At 65.2% G+C, this 22,016-nt stretch carries 19 protein-coding genes; 6 read left to right on the forward strand and 13 right to left on the reverse strand.

Annotation, left to right across the window (positions count from 1 at the left end):
- Positions 1-47: 47 nt before the first annotated feature.
- Positions 48-2,000: a M13 family metallopeptidase gene (locus ACX80X_RS03820; RefSeq protein WP_459311242.1), complete on the forward strand. Its 1,953-nt coding sequence runs from the start codon at positions 48-50 to the stop codon at positions 1,998-2,000.
- Between the two features lie 101 nt (positions 2,001-2,101).
- Here ACX80X_RS03820 and ACX80X_RS03825 read toward each other — a convergent pair whose 3' ends face one another.
- The 5 genes from ACX80X_RS03825 to ACX80X_RS03845 all read right to left on the reverse strand — a co-directional run bounded on the left by ACX80X_RS03825 (position 2,102) and on the right by ACX80X_RS03845 (position 7,618).
- The gene (locus tag ACX80X_RS03825; RefSeq protein WP_459311244.1) at positions 2,102-3,676 is read right to left on the reverse strand and encodes an LCP family protein; all 1,575 of its coding nucleotides are present in this window, start codon (positions 3,674-3,676) and stop codon (positions 2,102-2,104) included.
- A gap of 100 nt (positions 3,677-3,776) precedes the next feature.
- The gene (gene era / locus ACX80X_RS03830; RefSeq protein ID WP_459311246.1) at positions 3,777-4,751 is read right to left on the reverse strand and encodes a GTPase Era; all 975 of its coding nucleotides are present in this window, start codon (positions 4,749-4,751) and stop codon (positions 3,777-3,779) included.
- A complete protein-coding gene (locus ACX80X_RS03835; RefSeq protein WP_252598864.1) occupies positions 4,735-6,066 on the reverse strand; it encodes a hemolysin family protein in 1,332 nt (443 codons plus the stop codon). Before ACX80X_RS03835 ends, era begins: the two co-directional genes overlap by 17 nt.
- Positions 6,063-6,536 carry an rRNA maturation RNase YbeY gene (gene ybeY / locus ACX80X_RS03840; protein WP_160671087.1) on the reverse strand — a complete coding sequence of 158 codons (474 nt, stop codon included), beginning with the start codon at positions 6,534-6,536 and terminating at the stop codon, positions 6,063-6,065. The genes ACX80X_RS03835 and ybeY overlap by 4 nt, the downstream gene beginning before the upstream one ends.
- Positions 6,533-7,618: a PhoH family protein gene (locus ACX80X_RS03845; protein WP_252607982.1), complete on the reverse strand. Its 1,086-nt coding sequence runs from the start codon at positions 7,616-7,618 to the stop codon at positions 6,533-6,535. The genes ybeY and ACX80X_RS03845 overlap by 4 nt, the downstream gene beginning before the upstream one ends.
- Positions 7,619-7,994: 376 nt before the next feature.
- Between ACX80X_RS03845 and ACX80X_RS03850 the strand changes: the two genes are divergently transcribed.
- Positions 7,995-8,951 (forward strand): GerMN domain-containing protein, encoded by a 957-nt coding sequence (locus ACX80X_RS03850; protein WP_252607983.1) that lies wholly within the window; start codon positions 7,995-7,997, stop codon positions 8,949-8,951.
- Positions 8,952-8,972: 21 nt separating this feature from the next.
- Here ACX80X_RS03850 and ACX80X_RS03855 read toward each other — a convergent pair whose 3' ends face one another.
- The 3 genes from ACX80X_RS03855 to hrcA form a co-directional block, all read right to left on the reverse strand.
- Positions 8,973-9,755 carry a 16S rRNA (uracil(1498)-N(3))-methyltransferase gene (locus ACX80X_RS03855; RefSeq protein ID WP_252607984.1) on the reverse strand — a complete coding sequence of 261 codons (783 nt, stop codon included), beginning with the start codon at positions 9,753-9,755 and terminating at the stop codon, positions 8,973-8,975.
- A gap of 2 nt (positions 9,756-9,757) precedes the next feature.
- The gene (dnaJ, locus tag ACX80X_RS03860; RefSeq protein WP_252607985.1) at positions 9,758-10,885 is read right to left on the reverse strand and encodes a molecular chaperone DnaJ; all 1,128 of its coding nucleotides are present in this window, start codon (positions 10,883-10,885) and stop codon (positions 9,758-9,760) included.
- A 77-nt stretch (positions 10,886-10,962) separates the two neighbouring features.
- Positions 10,963-11,976 (reverse strand): heat-inducible transcriptional repressor HrcA, encoded by a 1,014-nt coding sequence (hrcA, locus tag ACX80X_RS03865; RefSeq protein ID WP_252598869.1) that lies wholly within the window; start codon positions 11,974-11,976, stop codon positions 10,963-10,965.
- Positions 11,977-12,123: 147 nt separating this feature from the next.
- Here hrcA and ACX80X_RS03870 point away from each other — a divergent pair, with 147 nt between their 5' ends.
- Positions 12,124-12,972, forward strand: coding sequence for a DUF3097 domain-containing protein (locus ACX80X_RS03870; RefSeq protein WP_459311249.1), 849 nt, complete (start codon positions 12,124-12,126; stop codon positions 12,970-12,972).
- Positions 12,973-13,100: 128 nt separating this feature from the next.
- Positions 13,101-13,520, forward strand: coding sequence for a DUF4870 domain-containing protein (locus ACX80X_RS03875; RefSeq protein WP_252575353.1), 420 nt, complete (start codon positions 13,101-13,103; stop codon positions 13,518-13,520).
- A gap of 69 nt (positions 13,521-13,589) precedes the next feature.
- Here the strand turns inward: ACX80X_RS03875 and hemW are convergent, their stop codons facing one another.
- Entirely contained in the window at positions 13,590-14,819 is a 1,230-nt protein-coding gene (gene hemW, locus ACX80X_RS03880; protein WP_252614597.1) for a radical SAM family heme chaperone HemW, read from the reverse strand.
- A 36-nt stretch (positions 14,820-14,855) separates the two neighbouring features.
- The gene (gene lepA, locus ACX80X_RS03885; protein ID WP_252598871.1) at positions 14,856-16,709 is read right to left on the reverse strand and encodes a translation elongation factor 4; all 1,854 of its coding nucleotides are present in this window, start codon (positions 16,707-16,709) and stop codon (positions 14,856-14,858) included.
- Positions 16,710-16,901: 192 nt separating this feature from the next.
- Between lepA and ACX80X_RS03890 the strand changes: the two genes are divergently transcribed.
- Entirely contained in the window at positions 16,902-17,450 is a 549-nt protein-coding gene (locus ACX80X_RS03890; protein WP_252614596.1) for a type II toxin-antitoxin system PemK/MazF family toxin, read from the forward strand.
- 168 nt (positions 17,451-17,618) lie between these two features.
- Positions 17,619-17,879, forward strand: coding sequence for a 30S ribosomal protein S20 (gene rpsT, locus ACX80X_RS03895; protein WP_056340153.1), 261 nt, complete (start codon positions 17,619-17,621; stop codon positions 17,877-17,879).
- 120 nt (positions 17,880-17,999) lie between these two features.
- Here the strand turns inward: rpsT and holA are convergent, their stop codons facing one another.
- From holA to ACX80X_RS03910, 3 genes are read right to left on the reverse strand one after another with little or no spacing between them, the layout of a single operon-like run.
- Entirely contained in the window at positions 18,000-19,016 is a 1,017-nt protein-coding gene (holA, locus tag ACX80X_RS03900; RefSeq protein WP_252598873.1) for a DNA polymerase III subunit delta, read from the reverse strand.
- A complete protein-coding gene (locus ACX80X_RS03905; RefSeq protein WP_252598874.1) occupies positions 18,950-20,959 on the reverse strand; it encodes a ComEC/Rec2 family competence protein in 2,010 nt (669 codons plus the stop codon). Before ACX80X_RS03905 ends, holA begins: the two co-directional genes overlap by 67 nt.
- A gap of 1 nt (position 20,960) precedes the next feature.
- Entirely contained in the window at positions 20,961-21,851 is an 891-nt protein-coding gene (locus ACX80X_RS03910) for a ComEA family DNA-binding protein (RefSeq protein ID WP_252598875.1), read from the reverse strand.
- Positions 21,852-22,016: the final 165 nt, after the last annotated feature.

Here is a 22,016-nt window from a genome sequence, read left to right on the forward strand (position 1 = left end):
GCGCCGGTGCCAGCGCCGGCCGCGGCACGTCACACGAAGGAGCATCTGTGCCCATCTCGGGGATCGATCTGTCCAACATTGACCACACCGTCAGGCCGCAGGATGACCTGTACCAGCACGTGAACGGGTCCTGGCTCAAGGCCACGGAAATTCCGGATGACCGGCCACTCGAGGGAACTTTCACCGCGCTGCGCGACGGAGCGGAGATCGCGGTCCGGGACATCATCGAGGAAGCAGCTGCCAAGGGTGAAGCCGCCAGCGGGATAGAACGGAAAGTGGGCGAGCTCTACAACAGCTTCATGGACGAAGCCACAGTGGAGGCCAAAGGCATGGAGCCCATCCGCGGGCGGCTTGCCGAGGTATTTGCCACCACCACGGTTGCTGATCTCGTGGCCCTGGCCGGGCGGCTGTTCCGGTCAGACGTGTCCGGCCTCTTCTATATCTACCCGGCTCCGGACGCTGGCAACCCGGACCGCATCCTGCTCTACACCGGCCAGGGCGGCCTGGGACTGCCGGACGAGTCCTACTACCGGGAAGAGAAGTTCGCCCCCATGGTCAAGGCCTATGGCGAGCATGTCAGGACCATGTTCAGTCTGGCCGGAGTGGCCGATCCGGAGCCTGCGGCCGCACGCGTCGTTGCGCTCGAAACCAGCCTCGCATCCCACCACTGGGACAACGTCACGCTGCGCGACCCGCAGAAGACCTATAACCTCAAGTCCGCTGAGGAAGCGGCCACCCTGTTCCCGCTCCTTAACACCTGGTTCGAAGCTGCCGGGATCGACGCCGACAAGCGCAACGAGATCGTAGTAAGCACACCGGACTTCTTCAGCGGGGCCGCCGGCCTGCTGGAGTCCGAACCGCTCTCCGTGTGGCAGGAGTGGCTGGCCCTGCGGGTCGTCAACGGCGCCGCGCCGTACCTGTCCTCCGAGTTCGTGGATGCCAATTTTGCCTTCTACGGTACAACCATCAGCGGCACGCCCCGGAACAAGGACCGCTGGAAGCGGGCCGTCGCCGTCGTCGAAGCTGCACTCGGTGAGGCCGTTGGGCAGATCTACGTCTCGAAGCACTTCCCCGAAACCCACAAGGCCCGCATGCAGACCCTGGTGGCCAACCTGATCGAGGCCTACCGGCAGTCCATCACCGGTCTTGCCTGGATGGGTGAGGAAACAAAGGCCGAGGCGCTGCGGAAACTGGAGGCCTTCCGCGCCAAGATCGGCTACCCCGACAAGTGGATCGATTACTCAGCTGTGGAAATCGACCCGCTGGACCTTCTGGGGAACGTTGAGCGGGCCCACAATGCCGACGTCGACCGCCATCTGGATGAGGTGGGCAAACCCGTGGACCTTAACAAGTGGCTCATGACACCGCAGACGGTCAACGCGTACTACCACCCGATGCTCAACGAGATCGTCTTCCCTGCCGCTATCCTGCAGCCACCGTTCTTCACAGCCGACGCCGACGACGCCGTTAATTACGGTGGCATTGGAGCGGTGATCGGCCACGAGATCGGCCACGGTTTTGATGACCAGGGGTCGCAGTTCGACGGCGGCGGCGCGCTGCGGAACTGGTGGACCGAGGATGACCGGACGGCCTTTGAGAAGCTCACAGCCAAGCTGGTGGCACAGTACGACGAGTTGTCCCCGTATGCGGCGCCGGGGCACAACGTCAACGGCAAGCTGACGCTCGGGGAGAACATCGGCGACCTCGGTGGCCTGACCATCGCCTACAAGGCTTACCTGCTCAGCCTTGACGGCAAGGAACCGGAAGTTCTGGACGGACTGACGGGGCAGCAGCGGTTCTTCGCGTCCTGGGCAGCCGGCTGGCGGCAGGTGATCCGGTCCGAAGAGGCCATCAGGAGGCTCGCCACGGATCCCCACTCCCCCAACGAGTTCAGGACCAACGCCATCGCCAAGAACCTGGACGCCTTCCATGAGGCCTTTAGCGTGACCGACCAGGATGGCATGTGGATGCCGCAGGACGCTCGCGTCAGCATCTGGTAATCACTCTCCAGGACACACAAGAGGTGGGGCCGTCTGGCCCCGCCTCTTGTGTGTCTACTGAGGTGCTGTCTTCTGAGGTGCTGTCTTCTGTGGTGCGGCCGTCAGTCCTGGACGATCAGCACAGGGTTGGCCTGCTGGCACACGGTATCGCCGGCTGTCTGGTTGACGATGTCCTCGGGCAGGGCGCCACCAGCACCGGCTCCGTAGGTTGCCCCGGTGGTGAAGTCAGTTCCAAGGTAGACCTGGACTCCCGCGACGCGAGGTGCCAACTGGACCTGCGCGGCCGGGATCCCCAGCATCGCAGCCACGTCAGCTGCGACGTCGTCGAATTCCGTACCGTAGTAGACAACGCTCTGCGCCACCGCCGTGGCTTCAAACGGCCCGGATTGGGTGAAGCCGCCGGTGATCAACGCCTGCACGATTTCCTGGGCGCGTCCCGGGACGCCGCTGCCGTTGGCCACGGTGACTGGTTGCAGCGCCTTGTCATACGGCGGCACCGCCGGGGCTGTTTCTGTTGGGGTGGTTGTTGTTTCCGTCGGCGCCGGGGACGGCGTTGTGGGTGCTGTCGGATCCGTGAGGTCCACGTCCTCGCGGAGGGCCGCAAAGAGCTGGGACCCTGCGGGCTCGGCAATCTGCAGGCGGTTGATGTCCGTGACTGCCGGCGTGGTGGGCACGGCCACAAACGCCACCTTGCTGATATCGATGTCCTTGAGCCGGCTACCGATACTCACGAGCGACGGCACGGAGGCCAGCCCCTCATCCACCGTGAGGTTCTTGGTCACAACATCGGCAATGGTCAGCATCTTAGAGGGGTCAGACAGTGTGCCGTCGTCCTTGATCTTGCGCGTGAGGGAGGAAAGGAATCCCTGCTGTGCCCTGATCCGGCCCAGGTCGCCGCCGTCAGCAAAGGCATGACGGGTCCGCAGGAAGGCAAGAGCCATTTCGCCCTGAACGGCGGATGTGCCCTTCGGCAGGCGCAGCCGGGAGTCAGGATCATAGACCGCGTCACTGATGCACACGTCAACGCCGCCCACCGTGTTGGAGAGTTCCTTCACTGCGGTGAAGTCCGCCATCATAAAGTGATCGATCTCCATGCCAGTCAGCTTGTTGACGGTGTCTACGGCGCAGCCGATGCCGGCTTCATTCATGGCCTCGTTGATCATGACACCGCTGCGGGCAGGATACGTCCGCTTGGTCTTCTGGTCGGTGCACTCCGGAATATCGACCAGCAGGTCCCGGGGGAAGCTGATGACGCTGACGCGCTTGTTGTCGGCCGATACGTCCATCAGCATCATGACGTCGGATTTGCCGTAACCTGTTGAGTCCTCCACGGCGCCGTACTCCGCGTTTGCGCCGTCCCTGGTATCAGAGCCAAGGATCAGGATCTGCATCCGGCCCGATTTGTCGTCCGATGGGTTCGCCGCGCCACCGGCGTTCAGCGGTGCCGTGGTGATGTTCGACTGAAACCGCAAATACCAGTAGCCTGCGTAGCCAAGACCGCCGACAACCAGGATGGTGACCACCGCAGTGGTCACCTTCAGCCAGGCCGGCATCCGGCTCCGGGATCCGAGATGCCGGGCAACGCCGACGGCGGTGGCATCAGCGTGGCGGGACACCGGACCGGTCCCGGCTGACGCGTCAGCTCCGTACTCGCGATTGTCGCGGCCTCGCCCCATGTGTGGTGTACCTTCCTCGAAAAAATTGAATCCGGCCTATTTTAGTTGCCCAGTCTGGGAACTTCCCGACGACCGGCCGGGTAAAGCGAAAGGGGCAGCGTCAGAAGCCGAGCTTGACCAGCTGCTTCGGGTCGCGCTGCCAGTCCTTGGCCACCTTCACATGCAGGTCAAGGTAGATGCGGGCACCGAGCAGCGCCTCGATCCCCTTGCGTGCGTTGGTGCCGACTTCCCGGAGCCGTGCACCGCCCTTGCCGATGATGATGGCCTTCTGGGACGAACGTTCCACATAGAGATTAACCCGGACGTCGAGGAAGGGCCTGTCTTCGGGCCGGCCCTCACGCGGAACAATCTCATCGACGACGACGGCCAGGGAGTGGGGCAGTTCGTCGCGGACGCCTTCGAGGGCAGCTTCCCGGATGAGCTCGGCGATCATCACGGCTTCGGGCTCGTCCGTCAGGTGACCGTCCGGATAAAGGGGCGGCGACGCCGGCATGTGGCTGATCAGGACGTCTGCGAGGGTGTCCACCTGGAAGCCGTCGGTGGCGGAGACCGGGACGATGTCCTTCCAGCCGTCCTCGCCGACGACATCCCGGCCCAGTGCTGCGACGGCGAGCAACTGCTCGGTGAGCGCCTGCCGGTCCACTGTGTCCGCCTTGGTGACGATCGCGATGACCGGCTTGTTGCCGATGGCGGCGAGCTGGGCGGCGATGTACTTGTCGCCCGGGCCGATTTTCTCGTTGGCGGGCAGGCAGAAGCCGATCGCGTCGACCTCGGCGAGGGTGTCGGCGACGAGTTCGTTCAGCCGCTTTCCCAGCAGCGTGCGGGGGCGGTGCAGGCCCGGGGTATCCACCAGGATCAGCTGGGCGTCATCGCGGTGCACGATCCCCCGGATGGTGTGGCGCGTGGTCTGCGGCTTTGCGGAGGTGATCGCCACCTTCTGGCCCACCAGTGCGTTCGTCAGGGTTGATTTTCCTGCGTTAGGCCGCCCCACGAGGACCGCAAAGCCTGCCCTGTAGCCGCCGAAGTCTTTTGCGGCCGAATCCGGGTTGGCCGGACGATTACTTTTCTTGCTCACGTGGAACTCCCTGCTGGGTTGCTTTCGCCTCTTCGAGGAGGTCTTCAAGGTCAGTGTCTGCTTTTGGTACTGCCGAGGCAATGATGTGGCTGACGCGGTTGCGGCGGCCCTCGAGCCGTTCGGCGAGCAGCGAGATGCCGCCCACCACCACGCGGCTGCCCACAATGGGAACGCGGCCCAGGGCCTTGGCCAGCAGCCCGCCCACGGTGTCAACCTCGTCGTCGTCGAGCTCTATGTCGAACAGTTCGCCGAGGTCGTCGATGCTCATCCGGGCGCTCACCCGGTAGGAACCGCCGCCCAAGGCCACGGCCTCGGCGCTTTCGGTGTCATACTCGTCCACGATTTCGCCGACAATTTCCTCGATGAGGTCCTCCAGGGTGACAAGGCCGGCCGTGCCGCCGTATTCGTCGATCACGATGGCAACGTGTGTTGACTCCTTCTGCAGTTCCCGCAGCAGATCGCTCACCGGCTTCGACTCCGGGACATACCGGACCTCGCGGGCCAGGGCTTCGACCGGGGGCTGTTCGTCGTCGGGTCCGAGCTCATGGAGCGTCGCCGCAACGTCCTTGAGGTAGACGATTCCGAGGATCTGGTCCGTGTTGTCGCGGATAACGGGGATCCGCGAATAGCCCGACCGCAGGAACATTGACATGGCCCGCCTGAGGCTGGAGCCGGCGTCGATGCTGAGGATATCCGTCCGGGGCACCATCACGGCGCGCACCAGGGTGTCGCCGAAGTCAAAGACTGATTGGATCATTTCAGCTTCGGTGTCTTCGATCATGTCCGATTCGGATGCGCGGTCCACAAGTTCGCGGAATTCCTGTTCGCTGAAGAACGCGTCATCACCCGCCGGAGCGCCGGGAGCGGCGGCACTGCCCAGCGCCACGAGCCACCCCGGGATGGGTCCGAGGACCCACGTCAGGTACCTGATCAGCGGTGCTGTGGAGCGGACGACTGCGGCCGAATGGAGCCTGCCGAGCTGCCGTGGGGAAACGCCGACGATGACGAAGCCGAGCAGGGCCATGATTCCGGTGGCGGCCAGCCCGGCCAGCCAGACGTTGTCCAGCAGGCTGTGGAGCAGGACGGCCACCGCTACGGCTGAAGCCATCTCGAACCAGACCCGCCAGAACCGCAAGGCCCGGATGTGCGCCACCGGCTGGGCCAGGATGCGCTTCATGGCGTTTCCGCGGCTTTTCAGCAGGGCGTCTTCGGCGTCATGCCGGGAAAGGAACGTGAACGCGGCCTCGGCTGCGGTCAAGAGTGCAGCGGTACCGAGGAACGCCAGGGCCATGCCGACAAGGAGCAGGGGCGTCACTGCGTGGTCTCGGCAGGTGCTTCTTTGCCGGTGAAGCCGGAAAGCAGCTGGCGCTGGAGGCCGAACATTTCTTCCTTTTCCTCGGGCTCTGCATGGTCATAGCCGAGCAGGTGGAGGATCCCGTGCGTAGTCAGGAGCAACATTTCATCCTGCAGGGAGTGCCCTGCGTTGACGGCCTGAACCTGCGCGACCTGGGGGCACACGGCAATGTCACCCAGCATCCCTTGCGGGGTGGGCCGGTCCGGTGTACCGGGGGTCAGTTCGTCCATGGGGACCGAGAGCACGTCTGTGGATCCCGGCTCGTCCATAAGCTCGATGTGGAGCTTTTCCATGGCTGGTTCATCCACCAGGAGGATGGAGAGTTCAGCCTGCGGGTGGATATACAGCTGTTCGAAAACGTACCGGGACAGTGACACAAGCTCCGCTTCATCAACCTGGATGCCGGACTCGTTGTTGACCTCAATGCTCACGCGTTTTCCCCCCGCTTTTCCCGGCTCACCGAGTGTTTCACCTTGTTCCGCTGGAGATCGTCCCAGAGACTGTAGGCACGCACGATGTCACCCACAAGACGGTGGCGGACCACGTCAGTGGAGTCCAGGATGGTGAAGTTCACGTCCTCGATTCCCTGCAGGATCTCCTCCACGATCCGCAGACCTGAGCGTGTGTCGAAGGGAAGGTCCACCTGGGTGACGTCTCCGGTGACCACCATTTTGGACCCGAAGCCCAAACGCGTAAGAAACATCTTCATCTGTGCCGGTGTGGTGTTCTGCGCTTCGTCCAGGATGATGAAGGCGTCGTTGAGCGTGCGCCCCCGCATGTAAGCCAGCGGCGCCACTTCGATGGTCCCGGCGGCCATCAGGCGCGGGATGGCCTCGGGGTCCATCATGTCGTGCAACGCGTCGTACAGCGGGCGCAGGTAGGGATCGATCTTGTCGCTCAGGGTGCCCGGCAGGAATCCCAGCCGTTCGCCGGCCTCGACGGCAGGCCTGGTCAGGATAATACGGCTGACTTCCTTCTGCTGCAGCGCCTGGACAGCCTTGGCCATCGCGAGGTACGTCTTGCCCGTACCTGCAGGGCCAATCCCGAAGATCACCGTGTTCGCGTCAATCGCGTCCACGTAGTTCTTCTGGTTCAGGGTCTTGGGCCGGATGGTCTTCCCCCGGCTGGAGAGGATGTCATGGGTGAGGACGTCCACAGGGTTCTGCAATGACTGGCTGCGGAGCAACGAGACGAGCTGCTGCAACACCGCGGGGCTGATGACTGTGCCACGGGCCACGAGACCGCGAACTTCATGCAGCAGCCGCATGATGCGGGGAACTTCGTCGGCAGGGCCGCTCATGGACAGTTCGTTTCCACGGACGTGGAAGTTAACGGACGGGAACTGCTCTTCTATGTAACGCAAGGCCTCATCATGGCTGCCGAGCGATTGGACCATCTGATCGGAGTTGTCGAAGAGAACCACCTCCGTCCGAACACCGGGAAGTGAATGGGGGAATTCTCCGGCGGCGCGTTCAGTATTGAGCCGGCGCTTTCCGTTCGCTGATTCAGTCATGGTGCTGGCCCGCAGGCCCGTGGTCTCCTCCAGTTCGAAACTTAAATGCCGCCGACTGCTGCGTGGACGGGGCTGTTGCCGAGCACGCCGGAGCCAGCGGAGTCCTTCCATCTTACGCCAGGCGGCGCCTCCCAGCAGCGCCCGGTGGTCTCCGGCAAGGGCTCCCGTCACCGGCCTACTGCGGGACGGTCGGCGTCATTAGGTATCAACTTCATATCGGGCTCATATCGTTCCCGTTGCAGTTGCGCCGCCCGCCCGTATTCGGTCCTTTTGGCGGGGCTGGCTATGCGATGCTGGAAATCAAGGCCGTCGGGGGGACCGGCTCCCGAGGCCCAGGCCTCACCATTTCACCGCCAGGAAGGACAGGGCCACGAGAATGCCGGAAACAGCTACCCCCCTCACTTCCAAACGCGTCGCGCCGCGTTTTCGTCCGCAACGTTTCCTGGGCCTGCTGCCAGCATTCCTCCTTCTCACCGGTTGTATCGCGGAACCCAGCCCTGAGCCCAACCTGACGGCAAACTCCAGTGCTGCCGCCACCGGCTCCCCCGGAGCACCTTCCACCAGTGCGCCCCTGGAAACTACACAGTCCTCGAATAAGGCACCGGTCTACTGGATTGGCCGAAGCAACAGCAACGTGTTCCTATACCGGGAGTTCCGGGACGTGCCGGAGCAGGAGAATCCAGTGACCCGCGCCCTGCGGGCCATGATGTCCGAGAAGCCGCTGGACCCGGATTTCTTCACGCCTTGGCAGGATCCCGAGAAACTCGCCTCGTCCATCTCCGGCAAGAACGTCATTACCGTCGACGTCTCGGAGGATGCCTTTAACAGCAATCTCGACGCCGACATGGCCGGCCGCGCCATTCAGCAGCTGGTCTTTACCGCTACGGCAGCGGCTGCGAGTTCCGGCCTGATCGATTCCGGCCAGCAGATCCAGGTCAGGATCCTGGTGGATAGCCACACCGATTACGTTGCCTTCGACCACGTCCAGCTTGGCGACCCCATGTCCCGAGCTGCCGGAATGGTGGCGCCCGTGTGGATCATCGATCCGCAGGAAGGGACTGATTTGGCCGGCGGAAGCGTCAAGATCACCGGCCGCAGCACCGTTCCGGGCGGTAAGCTCCGCTGGCAGATCCTGCGGGCCGAAGCGAACGGGAACAAGGCGCCCTACCTGACCGGGGAGACCACTGCAGCTGCCGAAGCCGCCCAGTCCGGAGTCTTTACGCTTGCCCTTAGCCTGTCCTCGGGGAGTTACGAGCTCCGCGTTTCGCAGGTGGATGCGGCCGGCACCAGCCAGGAGCTGAATGTGGATACGCGGAACTTCAACGTCCGGTAGCAGCATGCGCAGCAGGCGGCCTCAGGATACCGGGGCTGTCCAGCGTCCCAGTACATCGCTCGCCAGAACAACCGCTGCCGGTCCGGCCGTGGATGACCTCAGGACGTGGTGTCCCAGGAGCGCCGTCACGGCGCCGGCGTCGCAAAGCCGGGTGACTTCGCGAGGACTGATTCCGCCTTCCGGGCCAACGATGAGCAGAATTTCCAGGGGTCCGGCGCCAGCCTGGTTGCCCTGCCATGCTTCCAGGACAGACCGGAGCGGCCGGACCGCGTCTTCGTGCAGGATTACGGCCAGATCCGCTGCCGCCACGGCCGCCCCAAGGCCTGGCGTTTCGACGGCGGCGCGCACCTCGGGGATCCAGGCGCGGCGTGCCTGCTTGGCGGCGGCAGTGACCACGGACTGCCATTTTGCGTGGGCCTTGGCCGCGCGCTCACCCTTCCAGCGGACAATTGATCGCTCGGACTGCCAGGGAACTACGGCATCGATCCCGAGTTCGGTTGCCGTTTCCACGGCCATTTCATCGCGGTCCCCCTTGGCCAGGGCCTGCACCAGCACCAGCCGGATATCGGGCCGGTCCTCCACCACGAGGGCGGAGCATTCCACGGTGAGCTCCGCGGGCGACGCCGAGACAACAGTTCCTGTCAGCCGCTTTCCGGCGCCGTCGGCAATGTCCACTGCTTCTCCGGGAGATAGCCGTTTTACGGTCACGGCGTGGCGTGCCTCCGGCCCTTGAAGGACAAAACGGGCACCGGGCACCAGCTCGTCCAGCGACCCGGCACCGCTGAAGAAAACGGGATTGCTCACCGTTACAGGTTACCGAACCGGTCCCGCAGCTTGGCAAAGACGCCGCCGCTGGCAGCCAGCTTGCCTTCCGTGAACTGCTCGCCCCGCAGCTTCGCCAGCTGCCGCAGGAGATCCTCCTGCGCGGCATCGAGCTTGGCCGGCGTCTCCACCTGCAGATGGACCATCAGGTCCCCGCGGCCGTAACCGCGCAGGTGCGTCACGCCGAGTCCACGGAGCGTGATGATCTCTCCGGACTGCGTCCCTGCCTTGACGTCGATTTCCTGCAGCCCGTCAAAGGTTTCCAGTGACAGCTCGGTGCCCAGGGCGGCGGCAGTCATCGGGATGTGCAGCGTTGCGTGCAGGTCGTCACCGTCGCGCGCGTAGGTGGCGTCGTTGTTGACCCGGAGTTCCACGTACAGGTCCCCGGACGGTCCGCCGGCCGGGCCTGCTTCGCCCTGCCCGGAGAGCTGGATCCGGGTGCCTGTGGCAACACCGGCCGGCACCTTGATGGTGAGCGACCGCCGGCTGCGGATGCGGCCTTGGCCGCTGCATTCGTTGCAGGGGTCCTTGATGACCGTCCCGAAGCCTTCGCAGCTGCCACACGGGGCCGCCGTCATGACCTGGCCCAGGATGGAGCGAACCGCCCGCTGGACCTGGCCGCTGCCGCCGCAGATATCGCAGCGCACAGGGTGGCTGCCTTCGCGGCAGCATGACCCGTTGCAGGTGGGGCAGGTGACGGCTGTGTCCACTTCGAGTTTCCGGTTGACGCCGAACACGGCATCGCGGAGTTCGATCCGTACACTGATCAGCGCGTCCTGGCCGCGGCGGACCCGGGACGCGGGGCCGGAGGTGCCGCCGGCCCCGAAGAACGTGTCGAAGATGTCCTGGAACGCGAAGCCCTGGCCGGAGTATCCGCCGCCGCCGAACCCGTTGTCGGTGCCGTTCTCATTGCCGGTGGTGTCATAGATCCGGCGCTTCTGCGGGTCCGAAAGTACCTCGTAGGCATGGGTCACGGCCTTGAAGCGGTCCGATGCATCGTCCCCGGGGTTTACGTCCGGGTGAAGAGTGCGGGCCAGCTTGCGGTAGGCCTTCTTGATCTCTTCCCCGGTGGCTTCCGGCGAGACTCCGAGGACGTCGTAGTGGCTGCTCAAAGTTCGTATCTCTTCCTTGTTGTACTGCCGGCAGCCGGGCTGCCGGCACTGCTCTTCGTGCCTGGACCGCGGTGCTGTTACGGACCCAGAATTCTTGAAAGGTAACGGGCTACTGCCCTGACGGCGGCCATGGTGGTGGGATAGTCCATCCGCGTAGGGCCGAGCACACCGATCTTGGCAGTGCTGTCTGGTCCGTAGCCCGTGGCCACCACGGAGGCTTCCGCGAGCCCGTCGTACGGGTTTTCACGCCCGATGCTGACTGCCACGCCCCTCGGATCCTGCGCCATGTCGCTCAGGAGGCGCAGCAGGACAACCTGCTCCTCGAGCGCTTCCAGGACCGGCCCGATACTGAGCGGAAAATCCACATTGGAGCGGGCGAGGTTCGCCGTTCCGGCCATGACCATGCGTTCCTCCCGGCTGCTGTGGGCGAGCGTTTCCAGCCCGTGGGCCAAGGCCTGGGCCGCCGCGCGCTGGCCCGGGCTGACGGACAAAACGACTCCCGGCAGCGAGGGGGTCAGCCGGCTCAGCGAGATGCCCGCGAGTGATCCGAGGAAGTGTGACCGCAGCGCGGCGATGGCGTCGTCGCCGAGGTCCTGGCCGATGTCGATCACGCGCTGCTCGACCTTGCCGGTGGTGGCGATGAGGACCACCAGGACCTGCCGGGGCGCGAGCAGGACGAATTCGATGTGGCGGATGGTGGCGCGGCTCAGATGCGGATACTGCACTACGGCGACCTGGTTGGTCAGCTGCGACAGCATCCTGACGGTCCTGTCAAGGACGTCGTCCAGATCGTCGGCGCCCTCCAGCAGCGACTGGATTGCACGCCGTTCCGCATGGGAAAGCGGCTTTACCGCTGAAATCTGGTCCACAAACAGCCGATAGCCTTTGTCTGTGGGGATCCGTCCGGCGCTGGTGTGCGGGGCCGTGATCAGGCCGTCGTCTTCCAAGGCCGCCATGTCGTTGCGGATGGTGGCACTGGACACGCCGAGGTGGTGGCGTTCCACGAGCGCTTTTGAACCTACTGGCTCGCGGGAGTGCACATAGTCCTCCACGATGGCGCGCAGTACTTCGAGTTTGCGCGGCTCGCTCATATTCCACCTCCATCCGTGGTCACTGCAGGGTTAGCACTCGACATGCCTAAGTGCTAACAGTCTAATATGAGTCACCCCGTTGTTAGCATTGGTACCGCTCCGGGCGAAATTCCGGGCCAGGATCTAGCGGCAAGGCGGAATCAATCCATGCAGTACCAGAACTGGGGTCCGCAGGAGATCACCGCGCCTGTGAGAAGCGAACTCCCCGAGGTCCCCGTGGAACGTGGCATGGTTCTCGAAGACGCCCAGTCAGGCTGGGTGGGAGCGGTGACCCGGGTGGAGAAGTCCGGGGGCATGCATGTCGTGGCCCTCGAAGACCGGCGCGGCAAGTCCCGGTCCTTCCGGCTGGGCTTCGGGTTCCTCCTGGAGGGGCAGCCCATCCGGCTCGTTCCCCCGGCGCCCGGGCAGGCCGCCCCCGTGGCCGCCGGCCGGACGGCGTCCGGCTCGTTCCGCGTGGCCGGCCAGCGCGCCCAGGTGGCCAAAGCCAGCAGAATCTGGGTGGAGGGAAAGCACGACGCCGAACTCGTGGAAAAAGTCTGGGGTGACGATCTCCGCGTAGAGGGCATCGTCGTCGAGCCTTTGCATGGCATTGATGACCTGGCAGGGGCGGTGGCCGCATTCGGTCCCGGTCCAGGGCGGCGGCTGGGGGTCCTGGTGGACCACCTGGTGCCGGACTCGAAGGAGTGGCGCATCGCGGCTGCCGTGATGGCCTCCCCCGGCGCGGTGGGGAATGTCCTGATCGTCGGGCACCCTTACGTTGACGTGTGGCAGGCCATCCGGCCCGCTGTACTGGGCATCGAGCAATGGCCGGTGGTGCCGCGCGGGCAGGACTGGAAGACCGGAATCCTGGCAGCGTTCGGCTGGCCGCACTCCACCAAGGAAGACATCGGGCTTGGCTGGCAAAAGCTGCTGGGCGCTGTCCGCAGCTACGCGGACCTGGAAGCATCACTCCTCGGGAGAGTGGAGGAAGTCATCGACTTCCTGACGGTGCCCTGACACCGGATCCGGCTCCTGGCGGCAGCATTTGGTGGCTGAACCAGTATTCTTGGTACTGCGGAGGCTGCCGTTGCTTCACTCCGGCATTCTCCAACCCAGCACCATTGCACTTTCGAAGGAAGAAAACCGTGGCACAAAACGCACGCGAGCACCGGGACGACCACGGCGGCCAGGGCCGTTCCGAGTACCAGGGCGTTCCGGCTAACGCGCTGCCCCTGACGGCCAGCGAAGACCGCCAGTGGGCCACACTGGCACACTTCGGCGGGATCCTCGGCTGTGTTCCGTCACTGCTGATCTACCTGATTTTCCGTGAGCGCGGGCCGTTTACCGCCCAGGAATCCAAGGAAGCGCTGAACTTCAGCCTGCCGCCCACCATCGCGGCGCTGGTGGCCAATCTCCTGGTGTTCATTCCGGTGGTGGGAAACATCTTCGCCGTCATCGCCACCCTGATCTGGATTGCCCTGACCTGCTTCTCCGTGGCCGCAGGTATCCATGTCAACAAGGGCCAGCCCCACCGTTACCAGTACAACCTGCGCTGGATCAAGTAGTCCCCACCGTCACCCTAAACCTCCTCCAGGGAACCCTGCGGGCGTGGGCCCACCAGCTTGTCCGGCAGGTCAGCCTGGCAGGATCCTTCGGACCACGGCGTCGGCCAGCAGGCGGCCCTTCAGGGTCAATACCAGCGTGCCGTGGAAGGCAGCCGGTGGCTCCACCAGGCCGTCGGCAATGAGCCCGGCCACGGCGTGACGGCCGTGGTCGCCCAGCGTTGACGTTGCCAGCCCCGACACGAGCCGGGCCTCAAGCATCACGCGCTCAACGTCGCGGGTTTCGGCGTCCAGCGTTTCCCGCCCGGCGGCCGGCGACAGGCCCTGAGCGAGCCGTCCGGCGTAGGCCGTGGGGTGCTTGACGTTCCACCACCGCACCCCGCCGACGTGTGAATGTGCACCTGGCCCGATGCCCCACCAGTCGTCCCCGCGCCAGTACGCGAGGTTGTGCCGGCATGCCTGCTCCGGCGTCCGGGACCAGTTGCTGACCTCATACCAGCTAAGGCCAGCAGCGCCGATCAGCTGGTCGGCGAGTTCGTATTTGTCGGCGTGGTCGTCGTCGTCGATTCCCGGGACTTCACCCCGGCGGATCTGGGCGGCCAGCTTGGTGCCGTCCTCAACGATCAGCGCGTAGGCACTGATGTGGTCAGGCTCGTAGGACAGTGCCGTCTCCAGTGAGAACCGCCAGTCCTCCAGGGACTCCCCCGGCGTCCCGTAGATCAGGTCCAGGCTCACGGCCAGTCCGGCATCGCGCGCCCACTGCACCACCTGCGGCACGCGGCTGGGCGTGTGCGTGCGGTCCAGGACCTTCAGTACATGGGGAACGGCAGACTGCATGCCAAAGGAAACCCGGGTGAAACCGGCATCGGCCAGGACCTGAAGGGATGCAGGGGTGACCGAGTCCGGGTTTGCTTCGGTAGTCACTTCGGCGCCGGGTTCCAGGCCCCAGTGCCCGACGGCGGCCGTCAGGATCCGCGCTAGGTCTTCCGCCGGGAGCAGCGTGGGAGTGCCGCCGCCGAAGAAGACTGTGCTCAGCGGCCGGTCCGGGAGACCCGAGTTCCGCAGGACTGTGGCGGCAAAGTCGACTTCGGACACGGCCGTGGTGGCGTAGGCGTCCTGTGACGCCCCGCCGCCCAGCTCGGTGGCCGTGTAGGTGTTGAAGTCGCAGTATCCGCAACGAACAGCGCAGAACGGGATGTGCACGTACAGCCCGAAGGCCCGGTCCGCCGCACCGGCCACTGCCTGGGCGGGCAGCAGACCGTCCGACGGCGCGGGGTCACCGAGCGGAAGAATGCTAGGCATTGCAGGGGCCTCCGGTGTTGCCGGCCACTGTCATCACTACTTCTTGGCCTTGTCCTTGGACTCGTCGGTGGTCAGCGCAGCGATGAAGGCTTCCTGGGGGACCTCAACGCGGCCCACCATCTTCATGCGCTTTTTGCCTTCCTTCTGCTTCTCCAGCAGTTTGCGCTTACGGGAAATGTCGCCGCCGTAGCACTTGGCCAGAACGTCCTTGCGGATGGCGCGGATGCTTTCCCGGGCGATGATCCTGGAGCCGATGGCAGCCTGGATGGGCACTTCGAACTGCTGGCGGGGAATGAGCTCGCGCAGTTTGCCGGTCATCATTACACCGTAGGCATAGGCCTTCTCGCGGTGCGTGATGGCGGAGAAGGCATCCACCTGTTCGCCTTGGAGCATGATGTCCACCTTGACCAGGTCGGCCACCTGCTCGCCGTCGGCTTTCCAGTCCAGCGAGCCGTAGCCCCGGGTCTTGGATTTGAGGATGTCAAAGAAATCGAACACGATCTCAGCGAGTGGCAGCCGGTAGCGGATTTCGACCCTGTCCTCGGACAGGTAGTCCATGCCGCCAATAACGCCTCGGCGGCTTTGGCAGAGCTCCATGATGGCGCCCACAAACTCATTCGGCGCCAGGATGGTGGCGGCCACCATCGGCTCGCGGACCTCTGCGATCTTGCCGGAAGGGTATTCGCTGGGGTTGGTCACATGGACCACCTTCTTGTCCTCCAGCGTCACTTCATACTCCACGTTGGGGGCGGTGGAGATCAGGTCGAGATTGTATTCGCGTTCAAGCCGCTCCCTGGTGATTTCCAGGTGGAGCAGGCCGAGGAAGCCGACGCGGAAGCCGAAGCCGAGCGCGGCCGACGTTTCGGGCTCGTACACCAGTGCGGCGTCGTTGAGCATCAGCTTCTCCAGCGCATCGCGGAGCACCGGGTAGTCCGTGCCGTCCAGCGGGTACAGGCCGGAGAAGACCATCGGCTTGGCATCGGCATATCCGGGAAGGGAGACTGTGGCAGGCTTGGCAAGGTTGGTGACGGTGTCGCCGACCTTGGACAGGCGGACGTCCTTCACACCGGTGATGAGGTAGCCCACTTCGCCAACCCCAAGACCCTTGGAGGGGGTGGGCTCCGGGGAGCTCACTCCGATCTCGAGGAGTTCGTGGGTGGCCCGGGTGGACATCATCTGGATGCGTTCACGGGGGTGGAGCATGCCGTCAACCACACGGACGTAGGTAACCACACCGCGGTACGTGTCGTAGACCGAGTCGAAGATCATGGCGCGCGCGGGGGCGTTCGGGTCCCCCACGGGGGCCGGCAGATCGCGGACGATCTTGTCCAGCAGGACCTCGACGCCCATGCCGGTCTTGCCGGAGACGCGGAGCACGTCGTCGGGGTCGCCGCCGATCAGGCTGGCCAGTTCCGCCGCGTACTTCTCAGGCTGGGCTGCCGGGAGGTCGATCTTGTTCAGCACGGGGATGATGGTGAGGTTGTTTTCCATCGCCAGGTACAGGTTCGCGAGGGTCTGCGCCTCAATGCCCTGCGCCGCGTCAACGAGCAGCACTGCGCCTTCGCAGGCGGCCAGCGAACGGGACACTTCGTAGGTGAAGTCCACGTGGCCGGGGGTGTCGATCATGTTCAGCGCGTAGCTGGTCCCGTCGAGTTCCCAGGGCATGCGGACCGCCTGGGACTTAATGGTGATACCGCGTTCGCGCTCAATGTCCATGCGGTCCAGGTACTGGGCCTTCATATCGCGGGACTTAACCACCCCGGTGAACTGCAGCATGCGGTCAGCCAGGGTGGATTTACCGTGGTCAATGTGCGCGATGATGCAGAAATTCCGAATGATGGCCGGATCAGTCGCGGCGGGCACCGGGGCGGTGCGGGCCATGGGAGACACGCAGGGTCCTTACTGTTGACATTCGTGCTGTAGACATTCGTGCTGTAGACATTCGTGCAACCCCCGCCAGGACGCACCGAAGGCACCCTGCGGCTGGACCGCACATTTGGAACCTCCAGTCTCCCACGTCCGGGCGCATCGTATTGCATTCAGCTCAAACCCGGCACGGTGGCCCGGCGATAGTCTTGGCCCATGCCTATCAACCTCCGCTCCTTGGCCAACGCTTTCCGGACGTCCGTCAGGGTCCTGCAGAAGTTCCGTAACGGGGCAACCCGATCAGCCGGACCGCACCCGCCTGCACCGGCCCGCCATGCGGCGCCGGTGAGGCCGGCCCCGCACGGCGTCTATCCTGGCGACTTTGCCGGCGCGGCGTCCATCCAGTACGCCCCGCAGCCCGACGGCAGTCCCGACCCCGGCGAGATTGTGTGGACCTGGGTGCCGTATGAGGAGGACCACACCCGGGGCAAAGACCGTCCGGTTCTGCTGGTGGGCAAGAGCGGACAGTACCTGTTGGGGGTAATGCTCACCAGCAGGGACCATGACCGTGCCGGCAACGGATCCGGAGACTACGTGGACATCGGAACTGGCAGTTGGGACCGCCAGCAGCGGCCCAGCGAGGCGAACCTTGGACGGATCCTGCAGATCAGCCCGGACGCCATCCGGCGCGAAGGTGCAGTTCTGGACCGGAAACGCTTCGATCTGGTGGCTGCAGGCATACGGCGCCGACACAGCTGGAAATAGCCCGCCAAATGGCCAGCTTCCGGGGGGTCTGCTATTCTGTATAGCTGTGTGTCCGTGCAGGTCGACGGCCACTGATGGTTGGCCGCCATAGGTATCCCCACGCCGCTCAGTCAATGGCCAATCTGAAAGCCCTCTAGACCATTTCCGCATTAAAAAGAGAGTTCACACGTGGCTAATATCAAGTCCCAGAAGAAGCGCATCCTTACCAACGAGAAGGCTCGCCTGCGCAACAACGCAGTCAAGTCTGAGCTGAAGACGGCCATCCGCGCCGTCAACACCGCCGTTGAGTCCACCGACAAGGATGCGGCTGCCGCTGCCCTGCTTGTTGCCGGCCGCAAGCTGGACAAGGCTGTCAGCAAGGGTGTTCTGCACAAGAACAACGCAGCAAACCGCAAGTCGGCCATCTCCAAGAAGGTCAACGCGCTGTAAGGTTTCCAGTTCACCTGAACTGATGATTGTGGCCGGCACCCGATGGGTGCCGGCCACACATCTTTAAGCCGCCAGCGTCTCTGCGCCAGAGCCACCTACCGCAGGCGCGATCAGCTGACGTCAGTGCCCGCGCACAGAGGTTGCGATGACGGTCACCGCATGTTCAACGGCATAGACGGGATCACGCGAAAGGCCCTTGACCTGGGCATCGGCCTCGGCGGTGGCCTGGATGGAGCGGACCAGGCCCTCCGGGGTCCAGCGGCGCACATCGCGCTGGGCCTGCTCCACGAGCCAGGGCTGCATGCCCAGTTCCCGGGCGATCTGCGCCGGGGATCCCTGGGCGCCGGCAACTTTGGCCACCGTCCGCAGCTTGGCTGCCAGCGCGGCAACCAGCGGAACCGGATCAGCCCCGGTGGCCAGCGCGTGGCGAAGGGTGGACAGCGCCACTGGACCGTTTCCGGCCATGGCAGCGTCCGCGACCTTGAAGGCCGTGGCCTCGATCCGGCCACCGTAGTAGCGGTCCACCAACTCCGGGGTCACTGCTCCCGTGGCATCCGCGATCAGCTGGCTGCACGCCGCCGCGAGCTCCGAAAGGTTGGCGCCGACGGCATTAACAAGCGTCTGCACGGCGTCCGAGCTGATCTTGCGTCCGGCGGCCCTGAATTCCGTTGCCACGAAAGTGGCCTTATCCGCATCCTTCTTCAGGGGCTGGCAGTCAACTACCGGCCAACCGCCAGCCTTGACGGCATCGAGGAGCTTCTTGCCGCGGACTCCCCCGGCGTGGCGCAGGACGAGCACCGCATCCGGCTCCGGGCGGGCCAGATAGGTCATTGCGTCGGCCAGGAAGGCATCGTTCATGCCTTCAACGCCTTCGACTTCGATCAGTTTGCGCTCACCGAAGAGTGAGGGGCTGACTTGCATAGCGAGGGTCCCGGCTTCGTACGTTCCGGCCATGAGGCGGCTGACTTCCACGTCGGGAAACGCCGTCCGCACCTGGGCGCGGACGTGGTCCATGGCACGGATGCCGAGGTATTCCTCCGGTCCGCCCACCAGGACGATTTCGGCAGGCGTCACGTCCCGCCAGGTGGCCGTGTTGGACGCCGGAGTCCTGGTACGTGTGGTCTGGGCTGCGGCCATGGTGGATTCCTCCCGGAAATTCTGGTGCAGTGTCTAAGCCTGCCACGGTGGGCCGCCGCCACCAAGCCGGGGCCACGCTGGCCTGGCCCGCGCCGGTCCGGCAAGCACCGCGCCGGCCAGAGCCGGGACACCGTGGCCCCCAGCTGCCGTTCCAGAAAGTCCAGCATCGATTCCGTCCGGGCGTGTAGTGCCAGGACCCAGGGCAACACCTGACGCGGCCGGATAGTCAGCCACACACCGGCGAAGGTCAGCAGGGAGAGCAGCACCATGGTCAGGAGTCCGAACGGGCCCTCGGGCCAGGGCAGCGCAGCCCCCGGCAATCCTGCCGTGATCCGTGCGGTTCCTGCCACTCCGGCGCTGAAAGTGCCTGCCGCGGCGATCAGGACGGTGGCCAGCCACGGCGCGGCAACCACCAGCGGGACGGCTGCCGTTCCCAGCAATGTCACCGGTGCTACCAGCGGGGCTGCCATCAGGTTTGCAAGCAGCGAGTACGTGGAAAACTGGGGCTGCAGGAGCACAACCACCGGGCCGCACAGCAACTGCGCGGAGAGCGGGACGGCCCAGGCGGCGGCTGCCCAGCGTGGAATCACTGCCGGGGTCCAGTCAATCATCCGTCGGCCCAGGACGATGATGCCCAGGGTCGCGAGTACCGACAAGAGGAACCCAATGCTGGTACCGAGGCCGGGGTCGATCAGGAGCAGGCCCAACACCGCGAGGCAGAGGAAACTGAGTCCGCGGCCCGTCCGGCCACCTGCCAGCGATGCCACGGCAATTGAACCCATCAGCGCGGCGCGCAGCACGCTGGCATCCGGGCCCACGAGCACCACAAACATTGCCAGGCCGGTCAGCGCCAGTCCTGCCGCGGGGAGCCGGGGCAGGCGCAGGCTGCGTGCAGCGATCAGCAGTGCACCCAGGACCAGGCTGCAGTTGGCTCCGCTGACCGCGGTCAGGTGGGTCATTCCCACCGTTTTCATCGCGGCATTGAGCCCTTCGTCCAGGGCGCTGGTATCTCCGGTAACCATGCCCGGGAGGAGGCCGGCCGGATCGGCGACAAGGAAGGACGCAGCGGAGACATACCGGACGCGCAGGTCCTTCGCGACCAGCTGCCAGCCCGGGGCGCTGGCATCATCGACTGCGGCGCTGCTGCCGGTCCCGGAACCGGCACGGGGTGGCAGGGAGGCTGACAGGACAGCGGTTTCCTGCTGGCCTGCGTCCGGTGTCTTCAGCTTGCCGGCGGTCCGGACCACCTGGCCGGGCACCAGGTCCCCCCAGCCCTTGCCGCCCATGACCACCACCGGGGCACGGGTGCGGATGACCCGGCTGCTGACGGTGACCTGCTCCGTCTGCGCCGTTACCGACCACCGTTCGGGCGGCCCCGAAGTTCCCGGGACCGTCATGGCCCGCGGCGATCCGGTGACTTCCAGGATGGCCACCACAGAGTTGCCGGCGGCTACAGCTTCGGCAAGCGGCCCGTCGTGGCGTTGCGACGAGGAGACGGCCGAATGGGCAGCGGCGGTCGCGGCCAGCAGCAAGGCAACCGCGGTGGTCATAAGAAAGCTCCGCCGGCCTGCCACCAGCGCCCGGCCGCGTGAGGCCCGGATCAACAGGCACGTGGCCACCAGCACCAAGCCGCAACAGAGCCCCACCAGCGCCACAGGGCTAAGCCAGACGCCGGCGACGGCGGCACTCCAGACGAGGAGGGCGGGCAGGGCCAGCCTGACGTCGGTGCGCCGGCGCGGCGCGGCCGTTGCTGCACTCGATGGCTCCTGGCCCCGGAGTTTCGTCCCGACGCGTTCACCCAGCCTGCGGACCTTCAGCCCCGCGGCCTGGACCCCGGCGGACGTAGTCATGGCGGGCGTATCCACGGGTGCCGGTGCCGCGGGAGCTCCCTGGCCCTGCACGGCCGAGTCAACAAAGCGGCTCCACGGGCTGCGCCTGGCCATCTCAGACGCCTACCAAGGGAAGGAGTGTCTCGAGCATCTTTGGACCCACGCCGTCCACGGCGTCGAGCTCCTCGGTCGATGTGAACGGGCCGTGTTCCTTGCGCCAGTCCACGATCCGCTGCGCCAGCACGGGCCCAACCTTCGGCAGGGCGTCCAGTTCTTCGACGCCTGCTGTGTTGAGGTTGACCTTTCCTCCTTCTGACGCGGTCCCACCGCCGTCAGTCTCCTCCCCCGGTCCCCCGAGTGGACCGGACGAACCGGCGGGGATTTCTTCGCCGGCCTGGGGAACGTAGAGCTTCTGACCGTCCGCCAGCACGGCAGCAAGGTTGAGGCGGTTCAGGTCTGCTGTAGGCGTGCCTCCGCCTGCCGCGGCGACTGCTTCGTGAACCCGGCTGCCAGCGGGCAACTGAACAATCCCCGGCACAGCGATGGCCCCGGCCACATGGATAATGACCGTGCCGGATTGTGGACTTTCCGAGGGCAGTTCGGGCGGCCCGGCCCCGTGGGGCTCCGGGCCTTCGGTTCCTTCCCGAGCAGGCATGCTGCCCTGAGCGGAGACGTCACTGAGTGGCCTGACTTCTGGCTGACCGGCGGCTACTTGTGCCCAGAACCAGACGCTGCCAAGCACCGCGAGTGCGGCGATGAGCAGGGCGACCCGCAGGCCCACCCGCCATCTCAGCGCCGGTCCTGTCCTGCCTGTTCCGGCAGCGGACTCATCAGCAGCCCCCGAAGCGGCGTCGTCACCGGATAGGTAAGTACCGCCGTCGTACTCAAAGACCTTTTCGCCACTGCCGGTGAGCAGAAGCCCCGGGCCGGCTCCGAGCGTGGACTGCAGCCGGTCCCGGGCATGCCGGGCCCCCTGGCGTGCTGCTCCAGCGTCCCGGCGTGACATGCTCCCAACGCTAGGGAAGCAGGGCCGCGGGTGACAGTCCCGGCTACACCTATGTGGAAACTGCTAGTGTAGCGTGTCGTTGATTACTTTGGGTCTGATTGTTTGTCAGACTTGATTCATGGTTTATCTGGCAAGGGCATTGGAATTGCGCGACGGGGACCGAGG

Source organism: Pseudarthrobacter sp. MDT3-1 (genome assembly GCF_054510755.1).